Genomic DNA, 25,419 nt, shown 5'->3' on the forward strand with positions numbered 1-25,419 from the left:
TACTTTGAAAATAGTGTTTAGGCTGTGGGTATTTTTGTGCTCTCACTATTACAGATAATTCAGCGCTGGTATAGATGATTTAGTGCTGAACAACCGTTAGCTTGGCGCAGCGGCAGCATCGATATCCAGCAGATCGCTAAAGCTAATCCATAGCTCCTCGTCTCCACCCTCACTAACGACCTTTACTCGTTTCAATTGGGTATCGATTTTTGTGATCATGCCTGTGATGACGGTATCCATATAAGGATGAAATACCGTTATCGCTACTTCTAAGTTTTTATATAAAGCTTCGAACATTCGATAAGAAAGCTCCTCAAATCTTTGTTCGTCCAGAACAGGTCGTTGCTTTTTATTCAACGCTAGTTGATAATTAACGATCGCCTCCTTATGCTCTGGCAGCATCATTCTAGACGATTCGAACAGACCGTTTCCTTGCAGCTTTTTACTCATTTATAATGCCCTCCTATTTTTTCGGCCCGATCGCGTGCTTGACCTGAAGCCGTTACCGAAGAAGCCCTCATAATCGCAGTATTGCCATAGCGGGCTTTAATTTGATCTGTGACACGCTCTAAAGCAAGCTGTTCTTCATACGGATCAAACCATGCCAGCTGCACGACCTGATCACTTACCAACCCTCCAAGCGACACCCCAATGCTCCGTACCGGCATCCCATCCCAGTGCAGCTGAAACAGCTCCATCACTGTTTTGTACATCGCTGCAGCGACATAGGTTGGATCATCCAGCTTACGCTGCCTATGAAAGCCCGTTGGTCGGTCAAAATCAGCACCTCGGCAGCTAACAGAAATTACCTTGCCCATCATTCCTTTCGCACGTGCACGCTGACACACTAGCTCGGTGAGCTCCTGCAGTGGGATCTTGATCTCCTCTAGCGTTTTGTAATCGCGTGGAAGCGTCATATGATGCCCGATCTCCTTCTGCGTATGATGTGTCGCTAAGCTTACATGAGAATCGTCGATGCCGTTAGCTATCCGCCATAGCACCTCTCCGTTTACTCCCCAGCGGCGTCTCAGTACAGCAAGCGGCGTATGTGCGAGTTCTCCGATCGTATGAACGCCCATTACTTCCAGATGCCTTGTCATGCGACTGCCAACCATAAACATCTTGCTTACGTGCAGCGGCCACAGCGTATCGGCAAGCTTGTTCTTTTTAAGCTCGAATATTCCTGATTCGTTCTTTTTAGCAAAGTGATCACAAGCCATTTTGCTCAGCACCTTATTGCTCCCTATGCCGACGCGTACACGAACCCCGGTTTCTCGCATTACACGTTGCTGTATTCTCGCAGCCATCACCGCAGGGTCTCCGCCAAACAGGTGGATCGTGCCTGTCACATCTAAATGCTGCTCATCGATACTGTACGGCTCTACGAGATCTGTGAAGCTGCTGTAAATCGATGTGATCTGCAGCGAAACCCGAATATATTCCTCCATGCGAGGTCTAATGACTGCTAGATCGGGACATTTGCCTAGCGCCACCCCGAGCGGTTCTGCCGTTGTCACACCAAAGCTTTTAGCGATTGGACATGCTGCCAGAATAATACCTGAACGACGCTCTGGGTCGCCTGCAACGACGAGTGGACGATGCTTTAAATGAGGATGAGCAATCTTTTCTACCGTTGCATAAAAGGACTGGCAGTCTGCTAACATAATGATACGTTCTCGTTTCTTTTGCATCACTACACTTCCTTTTACATGTCAATCTTCAAAATAGAACAAGTGTTCGTATATATATTATATACTCCTTTAGCCTGTCTTATGCAAAGGTAATTTGTTACAAATGAAAAAAAGACCGGATGGAGCTGTAATCACTATGTGATTAACCCCCAGCCAGTCTGCTCATAACACGATCGAAAATATTACAGCGGCAACGTCAGCAATACCGCTGCCACTTTATCATCCACGAAATATAAATAAAATCGTACATAATCCCCCATCAGGTATCCCCATACATTGGGCAGGTTCAGATTAGGATTACCTAGCTTCGCCAGCGCCTCCTCCCGTGTCGTTCCTACCTCTATGCCATCCGGCGTCGTGAATCCAGGCTCCGTGAACGCATAAGCAAGATTCAGCTTTAGCACGCCATCTTCGTATAATGCCATCGCTTCAAGCTCTCCTTCGAAGCCGATAAAAGCAGACTCTGTTAAAGGCTCAGCACCCGACAGCTCCTTTTCCCAATCCAGATAATCCTTCCCGTTAATCGTAAGCCGGTCGCGCTCCACAGACTGCTCTGTCTGCACGCCTTCGCTTGTCATCAATTCTACACTCAAAGTACTATAGAGGGCTCCGACCTTCCCCATTGCCGTCTCTGGCTCAAACAGCTCATGCAGGAGCAAGGAAAGCTGAGTATCATAGGCGTACAAATATCCAGTACCGGTCGGACCATCCGTTGACGAGGAAAGTACATTCTCTTCGTAATAAAAACTCGTCTCGTAAGCGTCCTCTCCGCTCTTGATTACCATTAACGCTAAGGAACCGGTGGGCTCCTCCTCAAGCCAGCTCCAACCAGCGGAAGAGGCTGGATCAGTAAGCCGAAGCGTTTGCAGCGCAATCATAGTTTGATCTGAAGTTAGCTCGAACACCTCCGTTGAGCCAACCTTTTGCACGTATACAACGGCATCTTCCTCGACATCAAGCGCGAAGGGAAGACGAAACGATGCCGTAACCGAAGGCATCTCATCTGGCGGATACGTATAACGTATTGCTTCCGTAGCCAAGCGCTGCTCCGCTGGTGATTCGACAGGCACTTCCTCGATCGGTCTCTCCGTGAGCGTCTCTATTGGCTTCTCGGGTTGCTTCGTCTCCTCGATCGCCATCGTTACCACAGGCCGCTCCGTCTCTGCAGCCTTATCCGGCGTTGCACCTATATCGCAACCGACAGCTACCAGCATAAGCACAAGTAATAAGAGACTAAACCTAACATTTCCCATCAACAAACCACCTTCCAAAACTTGCCATATATATGATATCAGAATAGACGGTTGTTGCTCATAAAAGGTTCCGACATCTCTTATTTTTTTAATAAATAGGCATAGGCTAAGCAAAAAAAGGTCTTCTTCGTTTATATGTAGGGTAATTCGCCTGCTAAACGATTGTAAGATCGAACTACACCAAAGCTCAAGACTCAATAGAAATAAAAGGCGTGTCTAGAAAGTCAGTTATTACCGACTTTCTAGACACGCCATAAGTCTTACTAAACAGCCGCTCTAATGTAACCTGCTAACGATATAAACAATTCTCACGATGCACTGTAAGTGCCACTAATACTTTACTCAATTCACAATTCAATAAAGGCTTTTGCTTGTTCTAAGGTCGGCAACGAAGGGATCGCACCCTTACCTGTCGCTGTCAAAGCGCCCATCGCATTGGCAAATGCCAGCATCTTATGCAGCTTATCTTCGGTCCATTGCAGCTCTACTACATTTTCTTCAGTAAGCAGCCAGTACAATACACCACCGAAGAAAGCATCGCCAGCCCCTGTCGTATCGATTGCGTTCACCTTGAATCCTGTATGTGTTGCAGACAGTTCTCGATCGTCACTACTTGCTCCGGTGACGCAATAGCTGCCCGCTGCACCAAAAGTTATGAGCAGCAGTTTAATATTGTTGAATTGATTCAACAGCAAACGCGAGCCAAGCTTTACATCCTCTGTCTCTGTTAAAAACAACAGCTCTTCTTCTGATATTTTTACGATATCGCCGTATTGCATTCCATCCAGAATTGCTTCTTTAGCATGCTCTGCATCGCGCCACAACGAAAGTCTTAGATTAGGATCATAGCTGACCAGAACTCCATGCTCTCTCGCATAGGCAGCCGCCTGCAGCGTTGCTGTGCGAGAAGGCTCTTGTGTCATCGAAAGAGACCCAAAATGAAATACTTTCGCTGTAGCAAGCAACGGGTAGTCAATATGCTCGGTACGCAGCATCTGATCCGCGCCTGGCTTACGATAAAATGTAAACGATCGATCCCCTCCATCATCTAAATGAACAAAGGCAAGCGTTGTAGGAGCCTCATCCGTAACGATGAGCTGATCTACGTTAATATTGGCAGCGTGCAGTGTTTCTTTCAAGTATGACCCAAAAGCATCATTGCCTACTGTACCAACAAAAGCAGTCGTTCGTCCCAGCTTCGCTAATGCTGCAAGTACGTTAGCTGGTGCACCGCCAGGATTTCGTTCAAACAGCTGCTGCCCTTGCTGCGACACGCCAGCCGGTGTAAAATCAATTAACAATTCACCTAATGCAATGACATCCATATATAGCCGTCCTTTCAATAGTTGATAATCTAAGCAGCAGCCTGCACAGCAATACTACCAAATCGACGTTAAAGGCCATGCTTGTAAATCCACTACTCTCGCTTCTCCGCCGCAAGCAAAAAAAGAGATTCCCGTCGCAAGCGCATCGCCATAAATTCGATTGGTCATTGCAATCGTGCCATCGTTAGCAAACAGCTCTACAGAGGATCGATCCACATAGAGGTGAAGCTCAATCGTGCCGTCATCAAGCAGCTTCAATGGAGCGGTACTAATACCACCATCACCGACACCTGCGCAGCTGCGATCCATCTGCAGTTTTCTCTCAGCAACCGAGTAGCTAACCTCTGCGTAGGATGCTCCATCTGCAGATGCGAACATGCGCAAACCAACCTCTGTCGCAGCTTTAGGATCGATGCGAACAATGAGCTCCAACGAATGCCCGTGAACTCCTTCAATTTCCTTCTGCTGGCCTTCCTCAAGCTCAAACTCTGTCTTCACGATCTTTTCACCGCGAAGCTGCTCCAGCTCCTTCACTGGACGACTGCGCAAAGTTCCGTCGGATTCTAATGTCAGCTCGCGCGGCAATGTCATTGCCCCATACCAGCCATGCTCCTGCTCAGGCATCTTCGCTCCCCAGATATTCATCCAAGCGATCATAATTCTCCGTCCTTGCTCATTCACTAGCGTTTGTGGAGCGTAGAAATCGAAGCCATAATCGATTTGATCTTGATGCAGTTTTTGCAAGCGACAAGTGCTGTAGTCGAATGTACCAGTAACATAGAGATTTTTATACGAACCAGTATTCATTGGAGAAATAATGAGAGCATGTGAATCTCCACCGCCAATTGGGAACAGGTCCGGACACTCCCACATATCTCCCATCGTTCCATCGCTTTCTATGGCTGCCCCTTTGCAAGTCCAGCTGTGCAAATCATTCGACGAATAAATAAGCGCTTTTCCTAGCCCGTCCTTGCCATAGCCAATAACCATATACCATGTATCGCCACGCTTCCATACCTTAGGGTCACGGAACCCAAATCGCTTAGCATCTGGCGAATCACCGATAACAGGGTTATGCTCGGCCTTATGGAACGTTATCCCGTCCTCACTTACCGCTAAGCACTGCACTTCCTCAGGTTGGCGTCCATCGACATGCCCAGTATATATCAACGTCAGTTTACCATTATCATCTACTGCACTTCCTGACCAGCAGCCTTGCCCTCCAGTCGGTCCGCTGTCATAATCCTCTGATGGAGCTAGCGCAACAGGCTGATGCTGCCAATGTACTAAATCACGGCTTGTCGCATGTCCCCAGTGCATAGGTCCCTGCTTCGCTTGATACGGGTCATGCTGATAAAACAGATGATAGGTACCATCGAATTGAATAAATCCGTTCGGATCATTCATCCAACCTGCTGGCGGCATCATATGATAATGAAGACGATAGTTACTATCCATCCCAGCTTCAAGCTTTTTCAGAGATTCTCCCGCTTTGGCGATCAACGCCACATGCTCTTGTTGTTGTATAGTAAGGTTACTCATCCTTATTCCTCCCCAAATGTTCATACTGTAACAATAAAGTTCGTGCTTATGTCCAAATTGAGCTCATCTCATATACATGAACGGAAGCAAACGTAGCAGCTCCGTCCTCGGCAAACAATTCTATTCCTCGTGAGGATGGGTCAGGATAAATCAGCGTCGTAAAAACGGTATCACCATCATCGACAAACAGCTCTACCACCGATTGATCCACAAACAGCCGCAGTGTAATTTGCTTGTCTTTGGCCTCATGTGCCGCGACAAATTGCTTACCGAAATGAAAAGGCTTGCCTTCGCGACTAATAAATTCACTTAAGCATGATCGATGACGATCAACGTACACCTCATCTTGGAATGGCCTATAGCCAATTTCAGTTGCTTCTTGATCAGACACGCACACACGTACCCCGAATGCAGCAGCATCCCCCCAGCTGACAGTAGCCACAAGCTCAAAGGATTGTCCTTCGTAACCAATCTGCAGCTTATCGCTTGATACCGTGACATCCTGCATGCTGCTCGCCAGCTTACGCAGCTTCTCAAGCTCCGTAATCGGCTGCTGAACAAGACGAAGCTTCCCTTCCTTACTCCGCTTTAGAGATAATGAACGAGGCAACGACATGCCTCCCTTCCATGGCTCAGTCGGTCCAGCAAACGGATATTTCCAATTGGAGGTCCAGCCAAGCCATACTGTTCGTCCATCTTGCTGCGGGATATCAGAGTAGGTAACCGCTGCGTAAAAATCTTGACCATAATCCGTCCAGTTAATCTCTTTGCCAGTAGCATCGTCATTAATAAAGCAAGTGCCATCGAACTCTCCAATAAAATATTGCGCATGAGAGCCGTCCGTTTGTCGATTATCGCCAATACTAATATGCAATACCCATTTGCCTATACCCTCTTCACCTGTAACTGGCAGCTTGAACAAGTCTGGACATTCCCACACTGCAGCTTGACTACCTTGATCTCGGCCGAACGAGCTTTCGTAGCGCCAATCGATTAAGTTTTCTGAGGAGTAAAAATAAACCTCGCGATCAACGGACACAATCATTACCCAGCGAGAGCTTTCCTCATGCCATAATACTTTAGGATCACGAAAATCTTTTAAGCCGGGATTAGCGATGACAGGGTTGCCGCTATACTTGATCCAGCTTCGTCCTCTATCATGACTATACGCCATGCTTTGCGATTGCAGCCCATCCTTAAAATGAGTGAATATGGCGACCATACCGAATTGATCCTGAAAAAGCCCACTGCTGTTGTGATGATCAACAACACAGCTTCCCGACCATATATCACCAAGCTCATCGCTGACCAGCGCTAACGGAAGATGCTCCCAATGAATCAAGTCTTTACTTACGGCATGTCCCCAACGACCTGTGAACTGATAAAATTGATGATATTCGCCAGCTACATAAACCATTCCGTTCGGATCACTCATCGGTCCTTGCGGTGGTGTCAAATGAAACTGCGGACGAAATTTTTCCTTATAAAGCTTTGCAGAAGACGTCATCTTTACCTCCTCATAAAAACTTTTCATGAGAGCCACATTTTATATGTCTGTGCATAACTAGGGTGTAAATAGCTTCAAGTCAGAAATCGTAGTCACTCCACCTCGTGAATACCAGCCCCATGCACCGCCAGGCATTTTATATATACGAGTAGTAAGCGCATGATCTTCTACATAAAACACGATGACATCGTCTTCGATGACTAGCGTAAACTCATAATCAACATTTTCTTGGAATGAAATGCTTACGCTGACGTCAGGATCAACACTCGTTAGTGCTGCACCATGTACAGAATCATAACGAATGCGTTGTCGATCAGGCTCTACTTGAATGCCGTATGCTTTTTCCGGCTCCTCTCCTACACCTGCAACAATACCGGTAAATTGTGTACCTGCTTCAAAGCGGAATTTACCCGTAATTTTTGCAATTTGCGGTAAGTTGTCAAACACGATGCCAGCTAGCTCCCCTGTCCCGTCAAGCTGCCACTGGCCCGCTTCACCTGATGTTTTTCCAAGCTGCTTCTGCATATGCAGCTCTTCTTCTTTAGATAGATACTGATCAATTTGATCAGGTACTTTTACGCCAAGGGTACTGTCAGCATGAGTCACAAGCTGATGGGCAACAAGATTGCCTGCCCAATCCCAGTTCATAAAGTCTTTTTCTTGATTACGAGTCGGCACCCAGCCAAACAAATAACGCTGATCACCAAGCATGCCTGTTTTAGCAGCATAAAATGCACGTCCGTCAAACAGATCATCCCCGTCTTCCGGCAGCAGCCATGGGCCGTCTATTGAATCGCTGACACGATAGTGGGTTGCTTTTTTGTCGCTGAATTCTGAAAAGACAAGATACCACTTATCGCCGCTGCGGAAAATATCCGCACATTCAAGCATAAAAAAGCTTGAAGCTGCTTCAATATCTAGTGGCTCACGCACTTCCCACTGTGCAAGATCCTTAGATGCAAACACAGCAAGCACGCCGCCTACGCCTTCCTTGCGTGCACTAACAAGCATTCGATATTCGTCCGCTTGTTCATGATAGAATAGATAAGGATCGCGGAAATCATGAATTTCATAGCCTTCTGGCGCAACAAATGTATGCTCAGGCAGCTTCGTCCACGTTTTCAAATCATTGCTAACTGCATGCATCATCGCTTCCTTTGGCTTACCTTGATCAGGAAACTTCCAATTATGGCCAGTATAAAAGCCGTGATACGTATCGCCAACTTGAATAACACTGCCTGTACCGATTGCAAGATCAGGCTCATGCTCCAAGCCAAATGGTATCGACTCACCCTCATACTTGTAATCTGTCAAATTTGCTGTAGTAACAAGATGCCAAGGGTGAAATCCTGGTGCTCCATCACGCCAGTCCTGCAAATAATAAAGATATAAATCGCCGTTCTTATCATTAAACGGCATTAAATCACCAACCCAGCCCTCTGGCGGCTTCCAAAATAAAGAATCCGATGGTGTTTTCACTTGTTCTTCAATCGTAACGGCAGACTGAGGTGTCTGAACCGGGCTCTCGCTTTCAGGTGGTACAGCTGTACTGTTTTCGGAGCTGCCGCTTTCCTTACTGCATGCCGTCATCACAAGCGCAGCACCAAGCAGAACAGTCGCCGCAGCTTTCACTACTTTTTCCATTCTTTTCTCGCTCCTCAAACGTTAGTAAAAAGGGGCGTCCTCCGTCATTTCCATGACTTATAGAACACCCCTAAGATGTACTGAATTATTGCGTCAACGTAATGTTGATACCTTCTTCAAGAATACCTTTAGCTGTCTCAGCAAATGTACCTACAGGTGTACCGTCTTTAATACCGCCTAGGACAGCACCGTTTGCATCCCAATACATTTCAACACCGATCGGGGCAAACAGAATTTTTTGGGAAAGCTCATTGATTCGATCAACACGCTCTTGACCGAATACTTCAACGTTTTTCGCTGTAGCTACTTCCTTCTCATTTTCCGAAAGCAGCTTAATAAACGCAGCCGCACCCTCTGGATTTTTCGATACAACTGGAATAGACCATCCAGACAATCCGCCTGGGCCAACGCCAGCCTCACCTCTTGGACCTTTTGGTACAGGTACAAAGTCGATTTCATAGTCGCCTTTGAATGCGTTAAAGCCGTTCAAGCCGTATTCTGCTGTCATTGCCAGCTTGCCGTTTTTAAACTCAGCTACGAAGTAATCGCCTTCTTTATCTTTGTCGATATACTTATCCTTAAGTAGAGCATCTTGGGTAAATTGCATAGCTTCTTTCACATTGTCAGACGTATGATTGGCAGAAATCGAGCCATCTTCATTGTAGGACAAAATCGTTTTACCGTTAGAGCCTACCATCAAGGCGTAACCGCCATCCCACCAGCCAAAGCCGTATTGATCATTTACACCGTCGCCATCTGTATCCTGTGTCATTTCCATCGCAGTTTGACGGAATGTATCCCATGTCCAGTTGCCTTCAGCGTAAAGCTCTCCTGGTGTCTGCATACCATTGTTTTCAAATAGCGTTTTATTGTAGTACATAACAATCGGAGCTGCTCCTACACCTACTGCATAGGCCTCGCCTCCAAATGTAAAGGCGTTCGTTACAGCGTTATTCCAGAACGGATCATTCAGATCAACGTATTGGCTAATTGGCTGAACCATCTTTTTCAACGGATATACAGGGAAGTTTTGGTCATGAGCTTGTGCCACATCAACTTGCTCACCTGCATTAACCATAGAGATTAGCGTTGATTTCTGATCGCCCCATGGAACAGCAATTAGTGTAACTTTGCCGCCATGCTGCTGTTCGAATACTGGAATAGATTCAAGTAAAGGATCGTATGCATCTGGGTTTGCTGCTTTATTTTCCGCATACTGCTCCAGCGATGTATGGTACAGTACTGTAATATTGCCATCAGCTAACTTGACTTCTTCTGCTGGCGTTTCACTTGCAGAAACACCGCTATTTCCATTATTACCACTGTTGTTTCCATTAGCATTGGTCGTTGCTGGCCCGCTGTTACCACCGCCAGAGCAAGCTGCTAATGCTGTAGTCATCACCGTTACTGCTGCCACCATCGTTGCGAAAGATTTCAGATGTTTATTCATTATAAACCTCCCAAATTTTGTTGTATTTTGATCTGCCTATCCTGCTGCTCACCGTTAAAACTGAAATAACCTGCTTATGTTTCTGTCATTGACTCCCTTAAGAACTGTAAATATATAAGTGCAGCCTTCGCAAATGTTTTTCTTGCATCGCCCCCTTTCAAGGCGCTTAAGCTGAAAGCACATCTATACTACTTAATACCGACATGCTCGATGCTGTCCGTGAAATAGCGCTGCGTTAATAAGTAAAGCAGCAGCAGCGGTACAATCGCTAGCAGCGCTCCCGCTTGAATCCGTGTTACGACTAGTAATGGATCGCTAATCGTCTGTGCGTTGACAACAGATTGTAAATCTACACGTAGTGAAGAAATCGCGATCGCAAAGTTTTTCTTCATATTGCCAAGGAGCAAATTGGACATGTAGTATTCATTCCAGTGCCAAACAAACGAGAACAAAAATACAGTGATGATCGCGTTTTTTGCGTTAGGCAGCATGACCTGGAAAAATGTTTTGAATGGACCGCATCCGTCCATATAAGCTGCGTCCTCCAGTTCATTGGGCATCCCCTTAAAAAACTGACGGAAGATAAAGATAAATAACCCCGCCCTTAGCCCCATCGCAAACATTGAAGGCAAATAAAACGACCAATAGCTGCCTATAAGACTAATTGATTCTGGTCCACCGACAACTGAAGTAAGCTTCATCAAGCCAAACGCATCAAAGTAACGCATATCCGCATAGAGCGGCAATATAATCGTTTGAATCGGTACAACTAACGTCAGGATGACGAGTGAGAACATCAAACCCGACAGCGGAAACTTAAATCGAGCAAAGCCATACGCTACAAAAGCACAAGACAATACGTCGAACAAGCCGCAGCCGACTCCGATAAGCACACTGTTTTGCAAAGCATCCCAAAAATCCATTACGCGCAGCGCATCTGCAAAATTACTCAAGGTGAACGACTTCGGCACCCAGATTACACTAGGATCGATCGCTTCCTCAGGCTTGCGAAGCGCCATGCTAAGCATATAAAGCACTGGATATAAGAGCTGGTAAGCAACTGCCGCCAGCAGCATATACCGCAACGTAACGACTACAAATTTTTTGGCAAATTTCATTTGCCTCCTGCCTGCGATCGCATTCAATTTCAATCCCCCGCTTCCTTTAATCCTGCATATACACGATGCGTTTCTTCAGCAGCAAGTAGACAAGCCCGAGGAACATCGCAATCGCTAGACAGTACAGCCATGCAAGCGCACTACTGTAACCGAAACGAATTTGCGAGAACGCCGTGTTGTAAATCATCATAATGACGCTGTTGCCGTAATCAGTAAACGTATCGATAATCGTATATACAACGTTTAGCAGCATCATCGGCGTAAGCATTGGAAGTGTAACCTTCCAAAACTGCTCCCAAGGACGAGCACCTTCCAATGAGGAGGCCTCGTACAAATAGGATGGAATCGTATGCAAGCCCGCCAGAAACAGCAGTACCTGCACACCAGATCGCCAAGTAAGGTCGAAGATGCGCGCAATGACATTGTTAAACACTTCAATTAGTCCTGCACCAAGGCCAAGCTCCACTAACAAGCCGCTAATGCCCGTACCCGTAAACAAGTACACACTTTCTACTCCACCGCGCATCCCTTGTGAGAACACATCTTCCTTCAAAATTTGCATCAGCACGCCAGAAGCAATAATAACGGGTAAAAACGATACCGCTCGCATAAAACCGCGTCCTGGAAATTTATTTTTAATCAAGATTGCGATAAACAAGCTGTACACTAAAATGAGCGGAACACCGTAAAGCATATTTACAAAGGAATTGACTGCTTCACGAATAAAGATTGGATCCTTGTAAAGCGCATAGAAGTAGTTGTCCCAACCAATAAAGCTTCCCTTAAGTCCTTGCGGAGTAAGCTCCATGTTTTGAAATGAATAAACAATTGATGTAATGAGCGGCCGAATGAAAAACAGAATAAATCCGATAATCCACGGCAGTACGAACAATAGCCCGTACAGCTCTTTTTTCTTCGTATAAGGCATCGCCCGCAAGCTTTTGAACATGTTCGCACCTCCTTATCTTTTCAGATAGCCATTGGCTGGAATTTCAGTTTCTTGTACGTTGACAGCCTCATCATTGTAATTGACAATAACACTTGCTCCATTTTCGAAAGTCGTCTCGTAGACGCCAGTCAGCAACTTCTGGTGCGACATGATGGAACTGCCCTGATAATCTTCCATAATTGCGTCTAGCTCCTCATATTGGTCAAGCATAACTTGCTGCCATGCGCTGTAATCACCGCTATATAGCCAATCGAATTCGGTACCTGTCAGCTTAGCAGAGTTACTTGCAATGAATTGATAAGCTGGGAAGGTACCCGTCTCAATGAGTTTCAATAAATAATCACGGGGCATGCTGGAGAGATTAATTGGCTCACTGTAGGTAGGAATCCAGCCGCTAGTCACAATACTGTAGAATGGAACTGTCTCATCCGTAACATCAAAGCCGCTATCATATAGCGGTACGCCAGTCAGCATTGCAGCATGAGGAAATGTGTAGGCATTGGCTTTATCAAAGGCTAACGCCTCCATGTTGTCTGCCGCCTGTTTCAACGCTTGCTGCCATACTTCTCCTGTCTCATTTTTTGAGCTGCTGTCTTTTTTGAAATCCGAATAGACCATTGATCCAATTGCTTCAAACGATACTGCGCCGAAGCTTCTTTTCATAGCCGCCGTTGTATATCTGTCGACCGCTTCCGCTACAGAGGAAGGCTTCATCAGATACCAACGCGAAGCTGTTTTATTTTTCGACCGATCACTTAACCGATACTCATACTTAAGTGCAGGCGCACGGCTAATACTTCTAACTGTGTCGGAAAATTTGCTGAAGCCGTTACCGCTCTCATACAAATAAACAGGGTTGACGCTCGGATAAAACGCCACTCCTTTATCGGCAAGCTCCTCTCCAAGCTGAAGCAGTCCTTTATTACCGCCAAGTTTGCTTTCAGCATCCAACGATACGGGCACTTCTCCTTTCGCCCCGCCATCACTCCAGCCTTGCATACGAACCGATAAATTTATTCCTTCAGAAAGCAGTTGATCTGTAATAAGCGATATATCCTTGAATGAAGTGAGCGCTTCGACCGTGTTGTATGGAATGCCGAGAAATGTCTCTCGCTTCTTAGCTCCGCCCACAAAATCGATCAGCAGTGGTAAGCTGCTTTCCGTTGCAGTAAACTCTTGATCATCGGAATGTCTTTCCTCATATTTATCCAGCAAATATTGCTTATAACGGTGTGCCATCCCGACATAGGTCGGGTCCTGCTCTGCTTGTAAGAAATAGTACCGTACTTCAAGTGGAACATCTCCCGTCATGGAAGCGGAGGAGCGTGTCACCTGCTTCTCGTTAAGCGATCCTTCCAGCAACAAATTGCTTTCGATTTCCGTAAGATTCAAATAGCTGTATACATTGTTGTAGCTATTGTTTTTTCCGCTCGTATCGCCAACAATGCCTGCTTGATACTCGCCTTGAGCAATGACAGCTACATAAGCTTGATCGCCTTTTTTCAGACCGAATACCGGTAATCTGATCGCTTGCTTCACTTCAGCTTTAGTTGGCAGATCGAGTGCTGCTTCGCCACCATACACTCGTTCATTGTAGCTTCGGTAGCTGCTTTTTCCGTTATTGAAGTAGATAAGAGCCCCGCTGCCATCAGGTACAAACAGATAGCCATCTTCCTTTAAGTCGCCCGCCCCAAAAAACGGAAGTAAACTAATATTGACCAGCTTATATTTACTTCCTTGCTTTATATCCGCAGTAACAATCATGGCAGAAAATGCATCATCCTCGATGGTGTAGCGTACTGGAATTGAGAATTCGACTTGTGGAAATGAAAATACAATTTCTACTCCGCCGTCAATCGCACGCACCTCGGGCGCTGCTTCTTTTACACTTCCTGTCAAACTATTTGCCTGAAACGGCTTTCCAAGATCATCAATATAGTCAATTAGCAGCTGCGAGCCTAAATCCATCTTCTTAACACCTTTTGCAAGCTCATCGCTTTCACGAGCTGGTGGATTACTGCTCCATACTGCTCCAGAAGCTTTTTCTGTTACAGTTAGCTCACCGCTCGCTACATCAATATGCAAAATGAGTGAATCGCTCTCTGCCACTTTCGTCCATCCACTTTTCACTGACTTCATATGTGAAGAAGCAGGAGCATCGTCGTTATTTTTTGCAGTCGCCTTTACTTCCTGCGACTGATTCACCGCATGATCATTAGCTGTTCCATCACCTACTGCTTGGCTAGCCAGCATATAAGGTGACGATGAGGATGCTAACAGTAATGCCGCTACAACAGTGACTGCAATGATTCTTACTTTCATTAAGCTTCCTCCTCAAGTGTTTCAAGCATGCTTGAAACACACTTCGTAAGCATAAACCTTGCTTAGATCCTTCTGACTGTGCTCACATCATAAGCGGAACAGCAGTTCGTTATAAATCGTATAAAAAAACAAATATACTTGATTGAATAGTGTATAAAACAGGACCGCCAGAAATAGAGTAATTCCGATCGCAACAAAAGTTAGCGCAATAGATTGAAGCGTTTTAAGCGCACCATAGTCGTGAATAATATTCATACCAATAAATATCAACAGTGCACTCCATAACACAGAAACGGCAATAATATATTGAAGGAACATCCCTTCTTCCATGACGAGCACATTGCTCAGCAGCGTCGTTGCAATAAGCGCTACAACATAAGGTATGATCGCATATGCGCTCACAACAGCAATTTGCTTCGCTTTCCCTTCACCGTCCATCCATGTTGCAACCGCCCAGTTAGCAGCGACCCAAAGCCCATACAATACAATTGTTTTTGCGGAAATGATCCATATATTAAGCGCGTTCAGGTCAGCCATATTGAACGTATAGCCTGTACTCTGACGCTTAAATATAGTAGCAAGAAAGAAAACGATAATGATGGTTGCTGCTGCGACAAGAGAGCCTTTACCTTCATCCTTGACCGCTGTAAAGCTCTCAAAAGGATGCAGCAGTGTACGTAGCGGATTCAATCGCTTCATCGAGAACGCTGACTGCTGCTCACCCCCACTTTCAGCAACATTTTTGTCTAGTGAAAAAGTTGATTTTACTTTTTCCGCTATCGTCAACTTCAGCATTGAGCGTTTGTTGGAAGCCATGCCATTTTCGGTTTTTGTCATCTGCGAGCAGCCTCCTTTCGCTTCATCCTGCGGACAATGGTTAGTCCCTTAAAGCCGTAAAATGCAGCTAGTGCAACAAGCAAAATCGTCATCACTAACGGAAGATTACTTCGCACGGTCTCCATTCGTTTAAGCCCAAATGTATCTGAATAACCGAATCGATCTGCACCTAGCTTGTAGTAGGCAAGCGCTTCATCATAACGCTCTTCCTTCTCCAGCGCTTTTGCGATGCCTAAGTAAGCGATAGAATTGTTAGCATTACGTCGTATCACTTCTTCCCACAGTTCTGCCGCTTCATCGTAAAGCCCTTGACTGTATAGAACAGTAGCTTGACGTACGATATTTCCGTATTCGGAACGCTTAAAAAATGTTAGATTTCGTTTACCAGCATCAAGCACAACTATTTTTCCCTGCCAATAAGACAGCGCAACTGGCTGCTGGAAAGTACCACGTTGGAAACCAAGTGATCCGAATACAGCGATCGCATTACCTTCCGCGTCGTATTCAAACACTTTGCCTCTTGTACGATCAAGCCCAATAATAAATCCATCATCATCTACAGCTAGATCAATAAATGAACTATCCTGCTTAACACCATTTTTATAGCTAATTTCCTTATCTCCGAAATCCGCTGCTCCTTGGCTTGTGACAAGCACATTGTTACCGAGTGGATTCAGCTTCTTAATTTCTTCACGCGAGTTTTGCGAAATGATCGTTGTTGTATAGACAAAGTTGTCATGTCCAATGTGAAGATTCGAATACTCGATCGGAAGAAGCTTCACCATAGAATCGCGCTGCTCTTTCGATAATAGATTTTTCCAAAAAGTTTCTAATACAACAGCAGGCGTTACTTCTACACGATTGCTACCGTAATAGCTCGTAAAGCTACCCTTATCGTCGAACTGCATCAAACCGAAAAATTGCCCTTCTGATAACACATAAATTCGTCCTGCATTATCTGCTGCCACCTTGGAAGGCTTGAATACAAAATCATCAGCAATGAGTGGACTTTGCGGAGCTTCGATGACGAGTTCAACTTCTAAAGATCCACTGAGGCGGATAATCCGTCCAGCTTCCTTGTCAGCAATATAGAGCGTTCCATCCTCTGCTACGAATAGCCCTGTCGGTAAGCTTAGCTCGAGCTCAGCCCCATTCCATGTCAGTTTATCAATGATTTTTTTTTGCTGTAGCTGCTTATCAAGCACAACAATTCGTTTATTACCAGTGTCCGCAATGTATATGTCACCCTCTTGCGTAACAAACAAGTCTTGCGGCTCCTGCAACGCACCGATACCGAGCTGCACACCAGTGAAAGAAGCCTCAGGCAAATAGCTTACCGGTGCAGCCTTCGACTGATCCCATTCGTTGTAAACATAGGCTTCATAAGAAGCTTCTGCATAGGCAGTGCCTCCTTTGACAGGCGAGCTCAACAGCAACAGCAGTGCCAAGACCAATGCTAGTTTAATTCTCACAGTAGCTCCCCCTATCACTTGATTCCCGCGAATGTCATTGTCTCTACTACCTTGCGCTGCAACAACACGAATACGATAATTGGCGGTATCATTAAAATAACGGAAGCCGCTGCGCCAGCCCCCATCCTTGCGATCGGATCACCAGCAACAATTTGCTCCAGTGCCATACGGAACACCTTGTTCGACTCGCTATAAACTAATTCTTTCGGTGCATAGTTCCACAAGTTTACGAATTGAAAAATAACGACAGTCATAAGAGCTGGAACCGAGTTTGGCCATACGATAGAGAAAAATGTTCTATACTCACTCGAACCGTCAATACGAGCCGCTTCCAATATCGCATCTGGCAGCTGCTCAATAAATTGCTTCATTAGAAATAATCCGAGCGACGAACCAATCCACGGCAGCAATAGCGCTGCATAGCTATCCACCATCCCAAGCTCAGCCATCATAATGAATTGCGGAATAAATGTAACTTGTGGTACAAACATCAACGCCATTAAAATGATGGAAAATATAATATTACGTCCTGGAAATTTATGCTTGGCTAGCGGATAAGCGGCCATTGCCGCAAACAGCACATGCAAGCCCGTACCTGCTACCGCAATAAACACCGTATTAAACAAGTAGCGTGAAAGCGGGACCCACATATTGGAAGCAAGCTGATACAAATCAGTAAAATTAGTCCATGTCGGTCTCAGCACGACTAGTCTTGGTGGAAAATATAGCAGCTCATCCAGTGGCTTGAACGCTGTTACAACCGCGAAGTATAACGGAAAAGCGGAAAACAAGCCTAGCAATGCCACAATGCAAAAAATAAAAAAATTTCCTGTTGTCGAGCGACGTGCTTTGGCTCCCGCTTTTTTTCTCGTAAAGTTAAACACTTGCCTCGCCTCCTTCTAATCAGATTCCGACCTTATTCAGCAGCTTCGTAACAACGCGATTGGTAAATACCATTAAGAAGAACAATACAACCGCCATCGCCGATGCATAGCCCATTTCATAGCGAATGCTGCCGTAATCCATAATGTGGGTAACCATCGTTTCCCCCGCGTATTCGGTACTCGGAAAACCAGCAAGCTGAATCGAGACATCGGCAACACTGAACGAAACAACAATTTGCATAACGGCTCCGAATATAAGCTGTGGAATCATCGATGGAAGCGTAATATACCATAGTTCCTGGAAGCGATTTTTAATTCCGTCCATAACTCCCGCTTCGTACATGCTACGATCAACTGTTTGCAGTCCTGCAACAAAAGCGAGAAAACTAATCCCTAAACTCATCCACAGCTGAACAAGAATTAGAATGACAAGTACGTATTCTTTATCCAGCAGCCAAGCGACTGGCTCATTAATAAAACCCATTCCCATCAGCAGCCCGTTTAAGTAGCCGTATTCATCAGGGCTGAATATCAGCCTCCACATTGGGAATACCGCAGCTCCAACGACAGTCGGGATATAAAAGACTGACGTTGCAATGGAGCGCATCGTGCGAGACAGGTCGTTAATCATCCATGCCACGAAAAAGCTTAGTATATAGCTGATCGGTCCCGTCACAAGTGCAAAAAATAATGTGTTTTTTAATGCGATAATAAAGATGTCGTCATCGAGAAATAAACGAATATAGTTGTACCAGCCGATAAAGCGTGGTGGCTCGATCATGTTGTAATAAGTGAAGCCAAGCACGATCGATAAGACGACGGGCAGTATCGTAAACATTAGGAAAAAAATCATATATGGCGCCATTAGCAGGTAGCTTTCCTTATACTTGCCTAGCGTGCGGATCTTCGAGCCTTTCATTGCTTCACCCCGAATTCATACCTTTTTCGATCAATCTCTTCATTAATATCTTTGTTCCAATAGAACAATGTTTCCCGAGCATTTCGCTTCTGGAATACAACTTCACGGAAAGCATTGTCAATATTGCGCAATGTATAGTAACCGCCAGGCAGCTCAGGTATTTCGATAATTTGTTCCCATTGCTCATTCAAGCTTGCTTGTTCCGTTCTGCTCCATAACGTTGAAGCTACCGAGACCGTATTAGCTGGCAATCTTCTGCCGAGCACACCCATCTCATTCTCAAGCTCGTTAACGAATTGCGCTTGAATTTCTGGGGAGTTCCACCATTGCAAAAACTTCCAAGCCGCTTCCTTATTTTTCGTATCTTTTAGCATGATGCTCGCTGTACCCGTTGCCCCACTGGCGCGGTTGATGCTGCCATCAGCTTCTACAATTCCAGGAATCGGAATCATATCCCAAGTGCCAGCAATTTCAGGAGCAGCCGCCGAAAGACGATTGTATAGTCGATATGAAGAAATAACAATTGGCATTTCTCCTGTACGGAATCGATTCAGATCGTCCTTGTACAACGCGTAGTCATATAAATTATAAAAATCAGTCCATTGCTTGAACGCTTGATAAGCGGCTGGTTCACCAAGGCTTGTCGCTGTTTGTTCCTCGTTATACACCGTGCTGCCAGATTGCATGAGCAGCGTTGGGAACATATTAAGCGCTCCGATCCCTTTCGTAAGCAATTGGAATGCGTCCAAATTTTCATATGGCAAACCGATTCCCATATTGTTGTTTTGCAGTACAGGGGCGATTTTCATCAAGTCATCCCATGTTCGTGGCGGAGTCAATCCAAGCTCCTCAAGCACATCTTTGCGGTAAAACATCATGAAGAATTCTTGTTCATCAGGTACCCCGAATGTATGTCCTTCGTATTGATAGGGCACAAAAGCATTTTCCTTATATTGCGATGCTAGCTGCTGGAAGCCTTCGAAGTTATCTAGCGGCTGAAGTGCACCTCTGAACGCAAGATTCATCGAATCGCCTCTACTAGTAAACAAGTTAATATCAGGTCCTTGACCAGCCATTACAGCTGTAACTAGCGATGTGCCAACCAGATTAAGATCAACACCGATGCCCGTCTCTGGAATAAACGACTCATCAATCATCCGTTTCAGTACATATGCCTGATCGCGGCCAAGACCAATCCACACTTTAATCGACTCTTCTGATGCCCCTTCTGACTCCATCGAATCATAGTTTTGCAAGAAAGAGCCCGCGAATGCTCTTACTTCGTGCACAGCTTTAGCGATCATCCCTGCTTCTGCCTGCGGCTTGTCAGCGTTTGGTGAAGCGATATACAAGTAATCAAGCTCAAGGGGCTGTAGCTTTACCGTTAACAGCCAGTCGGCAATTGCTGTTACATTTGATTTATAATTGTTCAATCGTTTTGGGATACCGTCTGGTCTATCGACGAAGCTGTCCAATTGTCTAGCAAGAATACGCAGTGAGCGTGATCCAGTATTGCTTTGTCCAGCCATCGCATCCAACTGATTAGCCTCCTCATCGATACGACTGGAAAGCTCACGGAACTGCTCAATTAGCCCTGGAATGCTCTTGTCGATATCATAGTCGCGGTACAGATCGGGATTCGTACCTGTAACCATCACGATTTTGCGATACATTTGATTCAGTTCATACACGATGTCCTGCAATTCAGCAATCGATGGAGCAAGATCTCCAAGCGTTGCTTCCAGCTTGATCTCGTGCTCGCCTTTCGTTAAGTAAAATAGATAAGGTTCACTTTCCTTTGATTCTCCGAATTGATGAATCTCCCAATTAAGAGAATACGGAAAGCGCAGTGCCTCCATGCCGTCGAATAGCATTTGACCATCAAGCTCCATTTTGCGGGAAACAAATGTTCCTTTAACTTTCGATTGATGGTAGCGTGCTCCGATTTTGTACCAGCCGTCGGCAGGCACTTCAAACTTCCAGCTAATCCATTGACCTGGAATTTCCCAGTTGGAAGCTCCAATCGTATTAATCCGCAGTTCTGAAGGATGATATGGCATCGTTAACGGTGAAGTGCGATCTACAGTCGGATACAAACCAACATCCGATTTTGCGTAAGCATGTTCTGCTTGTACCGTTATAACCAAATCATTGTTCTCTATACTGCTACTAATTGGTGCTGCACCTGCTGCAGCTACCTTATTCACATACTGCTCATAGCTTGGTACCGGCTGAGCTGGTGTAAGCTGAATATAGTCCACTACAGCAGCTTCCCTAACATTATGCAGTCGTAGCATATTATCACCTTGCTGCAGCTGAAGCTTGAGACTACCAGTCGCCGTTTCGCCGGAATCTCTTACTTTTGTGTGCATCCACACGGCACCTTCTAACTGCTTCGGTCTAAGTTCGTTACCGTCACTTCGCTTCAACGGCCCTTGCTCGTCTTGATAGATACGATTCAGCTTTAGCGGCGTAAGAGAATCGCCAACTGACTGACCATTTACTTCCACTAGAAACTCGATCGGCTGTCCTTTGCCTTTCATCGGAAAGTATCCAATAGACAGCTCATACTCTCCTGCTGCTGGCGCTGTTACGTTCCATTGCAGTAGTGTATCTTCTTTCCACTCCACAACGTTTTTTCTGCCCTTCCATTCCTCAAGCAAGGAGTCTTTGCCCTCGATCAGAGAAGCAGCTGTTAACATCAAGCCTTCTGATGGCGGGACTGCATCGCTGAGCATATATGTGCGTGCTGGCTCGACTTCTTTCTCCGAAAAAGAAACTATTGTAATCAAGCTAGCAGTAACAACAATCATTGTTAGCAACACCGTATAAAACCAGATTCCCTTTTTCACGGCCAACCCCCACGTTCCTTATTTCAATTCCTTCTGTAGCAAAAGAATAACAAATTGGTGCACTAACTTATTTCACTATCCTTAGGTGTTGAGTTTCAAAGTTTTTGGGCATTGTCATAGCCAGCACGTGAACAGAAAGCTTTGACAGTGGCAGAGGTAATTAAAAAAGCACCAAGCCATAAGGCTCGATGCTTCCAAACTTTTCTATTAACCTATCGATTTGTGCTGTTCACGGTATTCCTTCGGACTCATCCCGTAAAACTTCTTGAATGAAGTGCTAAAATAACTGGAGCTTGATATACCGACTAGCATTGCAATATCAGTCAGCTTCAAATCACTATCGCGCAGCAGCTCGCCTGCCTTGTTCATACGCAATCTCGTTACATAGTCCGAAAATGTTGCACCCGCATGTTGTTTGAACAGACCTGACAGATATGTTTCATTCAGATAGAACATTTCTGCAAGCCCTGTAAGTGTCAGCTCATACGTATAGTTATCATCTACATATTTTTGTACTGCCGCTGCAATCGAGCCATGGGTTGCGCCGCGTGCCTTCTGCGCTGCATCCATTACAAGCTGTCCGAGCTCCTCTAGATGAGCAGCTACAGCTTCGCGGGATTGGAAATCACCAATCGTCATCTGGCAATCCCAGAGCAGCTTTTGCAACGTACCATCACTTGTACCATCTTCATACTTTTTTGCAATAGCATGGAGAAGGAGTAGCAAACGTGACGCCATAAACGTAAATGAAAACATAGCGTAATCAGCATTGCGTGGAAAGATACGCAGCATATACGTGGAAAAAGCAGCTTGATCCCCACTTTCTATAGCAACAGTCAACTGACGTTCAAGTTCCGGTGTAAATACATTCATCATATTCGGCAGGCTGCCAGCTGTATCGCAAGCGATTCCATCCACCGTACTTCTGCTCCAAGACAACATGCAGGATGAGAAAGCATTTTTGAACTGCAATACATCACTTACGGGCTCACCCAAGCCAATGACGCAATCTAGCTTTAGATACTGTACAATATTGTAACGAATCTCAGCAGCGAACTGCTTGGCGTTTTGTTTATCTATTGCAGATCGCGCTGAATCCGATGTCTCGATTATGACAAAATGAATCATTGCAGGGTGGCTTGCATCATAGAACGGCAGTATTCCTTCGTGCTCCCCAGCCAACTCTCTGCACAGCATGCCGAAGGCCAATCGAAGTAAGTCTATATGGTGATCATTCCCATCAAGCCGTCCCTTGGGAACTCTCATCTCCACCGTCATAAAACGAACTTTTCGTCGCTCCCCTAGCTCTAATAGTTGGGTTAACCCCAGCGCTTCAATTCGCTCCTTTACAGTTAGCATTCCAGTACTTTCATCTTTTGCAAGCCGAAGCAGCAATGCTTCTCTTGAAGCTTGCAGATGCTGCTCACGTTGTGCTTGCTCGACTCGTTGCCTCGCCTCAATCGAGCGTTCACTTTGCAACTCAACCGATAGTTTATGTAGTAATTCAACTAATTCACGCCTTCTAATAGGCTTCAGCAAGTAATCCTTCAGACCAGCATGTATAGCGACCTGCATATATTCGTAATCAGAATAACCAGACAGGACGACAATTTTAAGTTCAGGATACAACTGTTTACACTTTTTAATAAGCTCGATCCCATCAATATGAGGCATTCGAATATCAGTCATCAACACATCAGGCAACGGCCCGGTCTCAAGCAGCCGTATTGCCTCTTGTCCGTTTTGCGCTTCACCTGCAATATAGAATCCTGCTTCATGCCAATTTATTTTTGCTTTAATGCTGTTACGTACTCCGATTTCATCGTCAACGATAATGATGCTATTCATGTTCTGTTCATCCTTTCACCGCTGGAATGCGTAGTACAATTTCCGTTCCTTCTCCAAGTCTTGAGTCAATTTCTACAGATATCTTTTCTCCGTAATAAAGTCGACAGCGAGAGAGCACATTACGTAATCCGATGCTTTGGCCTTCACTGTTCAGTATATCGACCGAGGCATTGCTTTTCAGCTCTGTCATTAAATCGTTAACAAAACTCTGTTTCATGCCTATCCCATTATCCGTTACCTTTAGTGTTAGCTGCTCTTCTAACAGTCGGACGGATATACTAATCTTCGCTATGCCGCCTTTCTCCAAACTATACTTAACTGCATTCTCTACAATCGGCTGTAATAAAAATTTTGCTATAAGCAGTTCTTTAGTACGTTCGTCCTCATCTATTATGACTTCAAGCCGATCCTCGTAACGCAGCTTTAATATAAATAAATAATCGCGAATATAATTTAATTCTTCCTTTACATTAACGAGATCACTGTTCAAATTTAACGAATATCTCATCATCTGTCCTAGTGCCTCGGTTGCATCGATCACCATATCGTTTCGCTTCATTGCAGCCAATCCACCAATAATTTCTAACGTATTATTAAAAAAATGGGGATTGATTTGCAATAGTAGTGCCTTATATTCTGCATTTTTACGACGAAGATTCGTTTCAAACTCTGTTTCGATTAAATATCGTAGCCGATTCGTCATACTTTCAAAGATACGGGTAACATAACCGACCTCGCTATGTCCAGTCCTTACCTTTGGCATCATCTCCAAAGCACCAGAAAACTCGCCGCGTTCAACAAGTTTCATTGCCCGTGCCATCGTTGTCAGAGGCCTGGATATACCGTACGACAGCCACAAAGCAACCAGCATAGCTACTCCAACAAGAGCAGCACTGACTAACAGCAACGTGCGACGAATATTGTTAATTTTAACGAAAAGCTCCTTTTCAGGAACTGCACCAATTACGTACCAGTCTTGGTTAGGGAAATAACGATAGAATAGCAAAAAAGTCTCTCCGCTATGACGCACTGAAAAAAAACCATCTGTTCTTTCTTCCTTGCGCTCCTTTATCTCTTTAAGTCCATTCTCAATAATTGAGAGTTCTTCTCCCGTTGCCTGTTGATCAAGTACGCTGCTTCCATCAGATTTCAATAAAAATGCTCGGCCCGTTTCCCCAAACCGAATCTTGTCCAATGCATCATGTAATGTTGCAGTTGGATAATTGATTTTGACTATACCGATTCGAGTAAAAGATTGTAGCTGCACAAGCGGTATCACATAGCTGTTCACTCGCCGCGTCTTCATCAATTCATCGGCTTGATCGGAATCATAATGAGCACTTGTCCAACGCTCATCTTCCACTACAAATTGCTTGTACCATAATTGATCGACATATGTTCGATCCTGCGTCCAAATACCGCCAGCAAAATCCGAAAATATACCGATAGAGATACCGTTTGAATTGTTAATAGAATACGATGATATATAATCGACCTGTCGCTGCTTCGTCACTAGCAGCTCAGCGTTTGAACTATCCGGATTCATACCTGTTGAAAGCCAAGCTTGCGTTACACTGTTACTCATTACTTGATTCCCTACCTCTTCTACCTGTTGCAAAAAAGTAGTCAGATGAGAACCAAATTGCTCAATCGTTTGGGAAGTGGATGTTTCAATGGACGCTCTAATAACTTGTGATGATTGTTCGCTGAACAAAAAAACTAGTGCCGTAAATGGAATAATTAACAGCAATGAAAAAGCAAACATTAAACGGCTTCTGAGCGAAAATAGCATCATTTTCCTCCCTT

At 45.1% G+C, this 25,419-nt stretch carries 18 protein-coding genes; all 18 read right to left on the reverse strand.

What is annotated here, in order from left to right:
• Positions 1–96: 96 nt before the first annotated feature.
• Positions 97–450 carry a YolD-like family protein gene (locus M3180_RS01995; protein WP_251665548.1) on the reverse strand — a complete coding sequence of 118 codons (354 nt, stop codon included), beginning with the start codon at positions 448–450 and terminating at the stop codon, positions 97–99.
• Complete coding sequence (locus M3180_RS02000) at positions 447–1,691, reverse strand: DNA polymerase IV (RefSeq protein ID WP_251665550.1); 1,245 nt, start codon at positions 1,689–1,691, stop codon at positions 447–449. The genes M3180_RS01995 and M3180_RS02000 overlap by 4 nt, the downstream gene beginning before the upstream one ends.
• Positions 1,692–1,873: 182 nt before the next feature.
• On the reverse strand, positions 1,874–2,944 hold the full coding sequence (locus M3180_RS02005; protein ID WP_251665551.1) for a hypothetical protein: 1,071 nt from the start codon (positions 2,942–2,944) through the stop codon (positions 1,874–1,876).
• Between the two features lie 347 nt (positions 2,945–3,291).
• Complete coding sequence (locus tag M3180_RS02010; protein WP_251665552.1) at positions 3,292–4,269, reverse strand: carbohydrate kinase family protein; 978 nt, start codon at positions 4,267–4,269, stop codon at positions 3,292–3,294.
• A gap of 54 nt (positions 4,270–4,323) precedes the next feature.
• A complete protein-coding gene (locus tag M3180_RS02015) occupies positions 4,324–5,811 on the reverse strand; it encodes a glycoside hydrolase family 32 protein (RefSeq protein WP_251665553.1) in 1,488 nt (495 codons plus the stop codon).
• A 46-nt stretch (positions 5,812–5,857) separates the two neighbouring features.
• On the reverse strand, positions 5,858–7,318 hold the full coding sequence (locus M3180_RS02020) for a glycoside hydrolase family 32 protein (RefSeq protein WP_251665554.1): 1,461 nt from the start codon (positions 7,316–7,318) through the stop codon (positions 5,858–5,860).
• A gap of 57 nt (positions 7,319–7,375) precedes the next feature.
• The gene (locus tag M3180_RS02025; RefSeq protein WP_251665555.1) at positions 7,376–8,962 is read right to left on the reverse strand and encodes a glycoside hydrolase family 32 protein; all 1,587 of its coding nucleotides are present in this window, start codon (positions 8,960–8,962) and stop codon (positions 7,376–7,378) included.
• 85 nt (positions 8,963–9,047) lie between these two features.
• Positions 9,048–10,412, reverse strand: a complete 1,365-nt coding sequence (locus M3180_RS02030; RefSeq protein WP_251665556.1) for an ABC transporter substrate-binding protein — start codon at positions 10,410–10,412, stop codon at positions 9,048–9,050.
• 188 nt (positions 10,413–10,600) lie between these two features.
• Complete coding sequence (locus tag M3180_RS02035; RefSeq protein ID WP_251665557.1) at positions 10,601–11,530, reverse strand: carbohydrate ABC transporter permease; 930 nt, start codon at positions 11,528–11,530, stop codon at positions 10,601–10,603.
• Positions 11,531–11,576: 46 nt separating this feature from the next.
• On the reverse strand, positions 11,577–12,479 hold the full coding sequence (locus M3180_RS02040) for a carbohydrate ABC transporter permease (RefSeq protein ID WP_251665558.1): 903 nt from the start codon (positions 12,477–12,479) through the stop codon (positions 11,577–11,579).
• A gap of 12 nt (positions 12,480–12,491) precedes the next feature.
• Entirely contained in the window at positions 12,492–14,801 is a 2,310-nt protein-coding gene (locus M3180_RS02045; RefSeq protein ID WP_251665559.1) for a DUF5696 domain-containing protein, read from the reverse strand.
• Between the two features lie 87 nt (positions 14,802–14,888).
• Positions 14,889–15,638, reverse strand: coding sequence for a Yip1 family protein (locus M3180_RS02050; protein WP_251665560.1), 750 nt, complete (start codon positions 15,636–15,638; stop codon positions 14,889–14,891).
• On the reverse strand, positions 15,635–17,110 hold the full coding sequence (locus M3180_RS02055) for an NHL repeat-containing protein (RefSeq protein ID WP_251665561.1): 1,476 nt from the start codon (positions 17,108–17,110) through the stop codon (positions 15,635–15,637). Before M3180_RS02055 ends, M3180_RS02050 begins: the two co-directional genes overlap by 4 nt.
• A gap of 14 nt (positions 17,111–17,124) precedes the next feature.
• Positions 17,125–17,994, reverse strand: coding sequence for a carbohydrate ABC transporter permease (locus M3180_RS02060; RefSeq protein WP_251665562.1), 870 nt, complete (start codon positions 17,992–17,994; stop codon positions 17,125–17,127).
• A 19-nt stretch (positions 17,995–18,013) separates the two neighbouring features.
• Positions 18,014–18,913, reverse strand: coding sequence for a carbohydrate ABC transporter permease (locus M3180_RS02065; protein WP_251665563.1), 900 nt, complete (start codon positions 18,911–18,913; stop codon positions 18,014–18,016).
• The gene (locus M3180_RS22875; protein WP_251665564.1) at positions 18,910–21,765 is read right to left on the reverse strand and encodes an extracellular solute-binding protein; all 2,856 of its coding nucleotides are present in this window, start codon (positions 21,763–21,765) and stop codon (positions 18,910–18,912) included. The genes M3180_RS02065 and M3180_RS22875 overlap by 4 nt, the downstream gene beginning before the upstream one ends.
• Before the next feature lie 207 nt (positions 21,766–21,972).
• The gene (locus M3180_RS02075) at positions 21,973–23,613 is read right to left on the reverse strand and encodes a response regulator transcription factor (RefSeq protein WP_251665565.1); all 1,641 of its coding nucleotides are present in this window, start codon (positions 23,611–23,613) and stop codon (positions 21,973–21,975) included.
• 7 nt (positions 23,614–23,620) lie between these two features.
• Positions 23,621–25,408: a cache domain-containing sensor histidine kinase gene (locus tag M3180_RS02080; RefSeq protein ID WP_251665566.1), complete on the reverse strand. Its 1,788-nt coding sequence runs from the start codon at positions 25,406–25,408 to the stop codon at positions 23,621–23,623.
• Positions 25,409–25,419: the final 11 nt, after the last annotated feature.

The organism is Paenibacillus camelliae (assembly GCF_023715345.1).
GTDB lineage: Bacteria > Bacillota > Bacilli > Paenibacillales > Paenibacillaceae > Pristimantibacillus > Pristimantibacillus camelliae.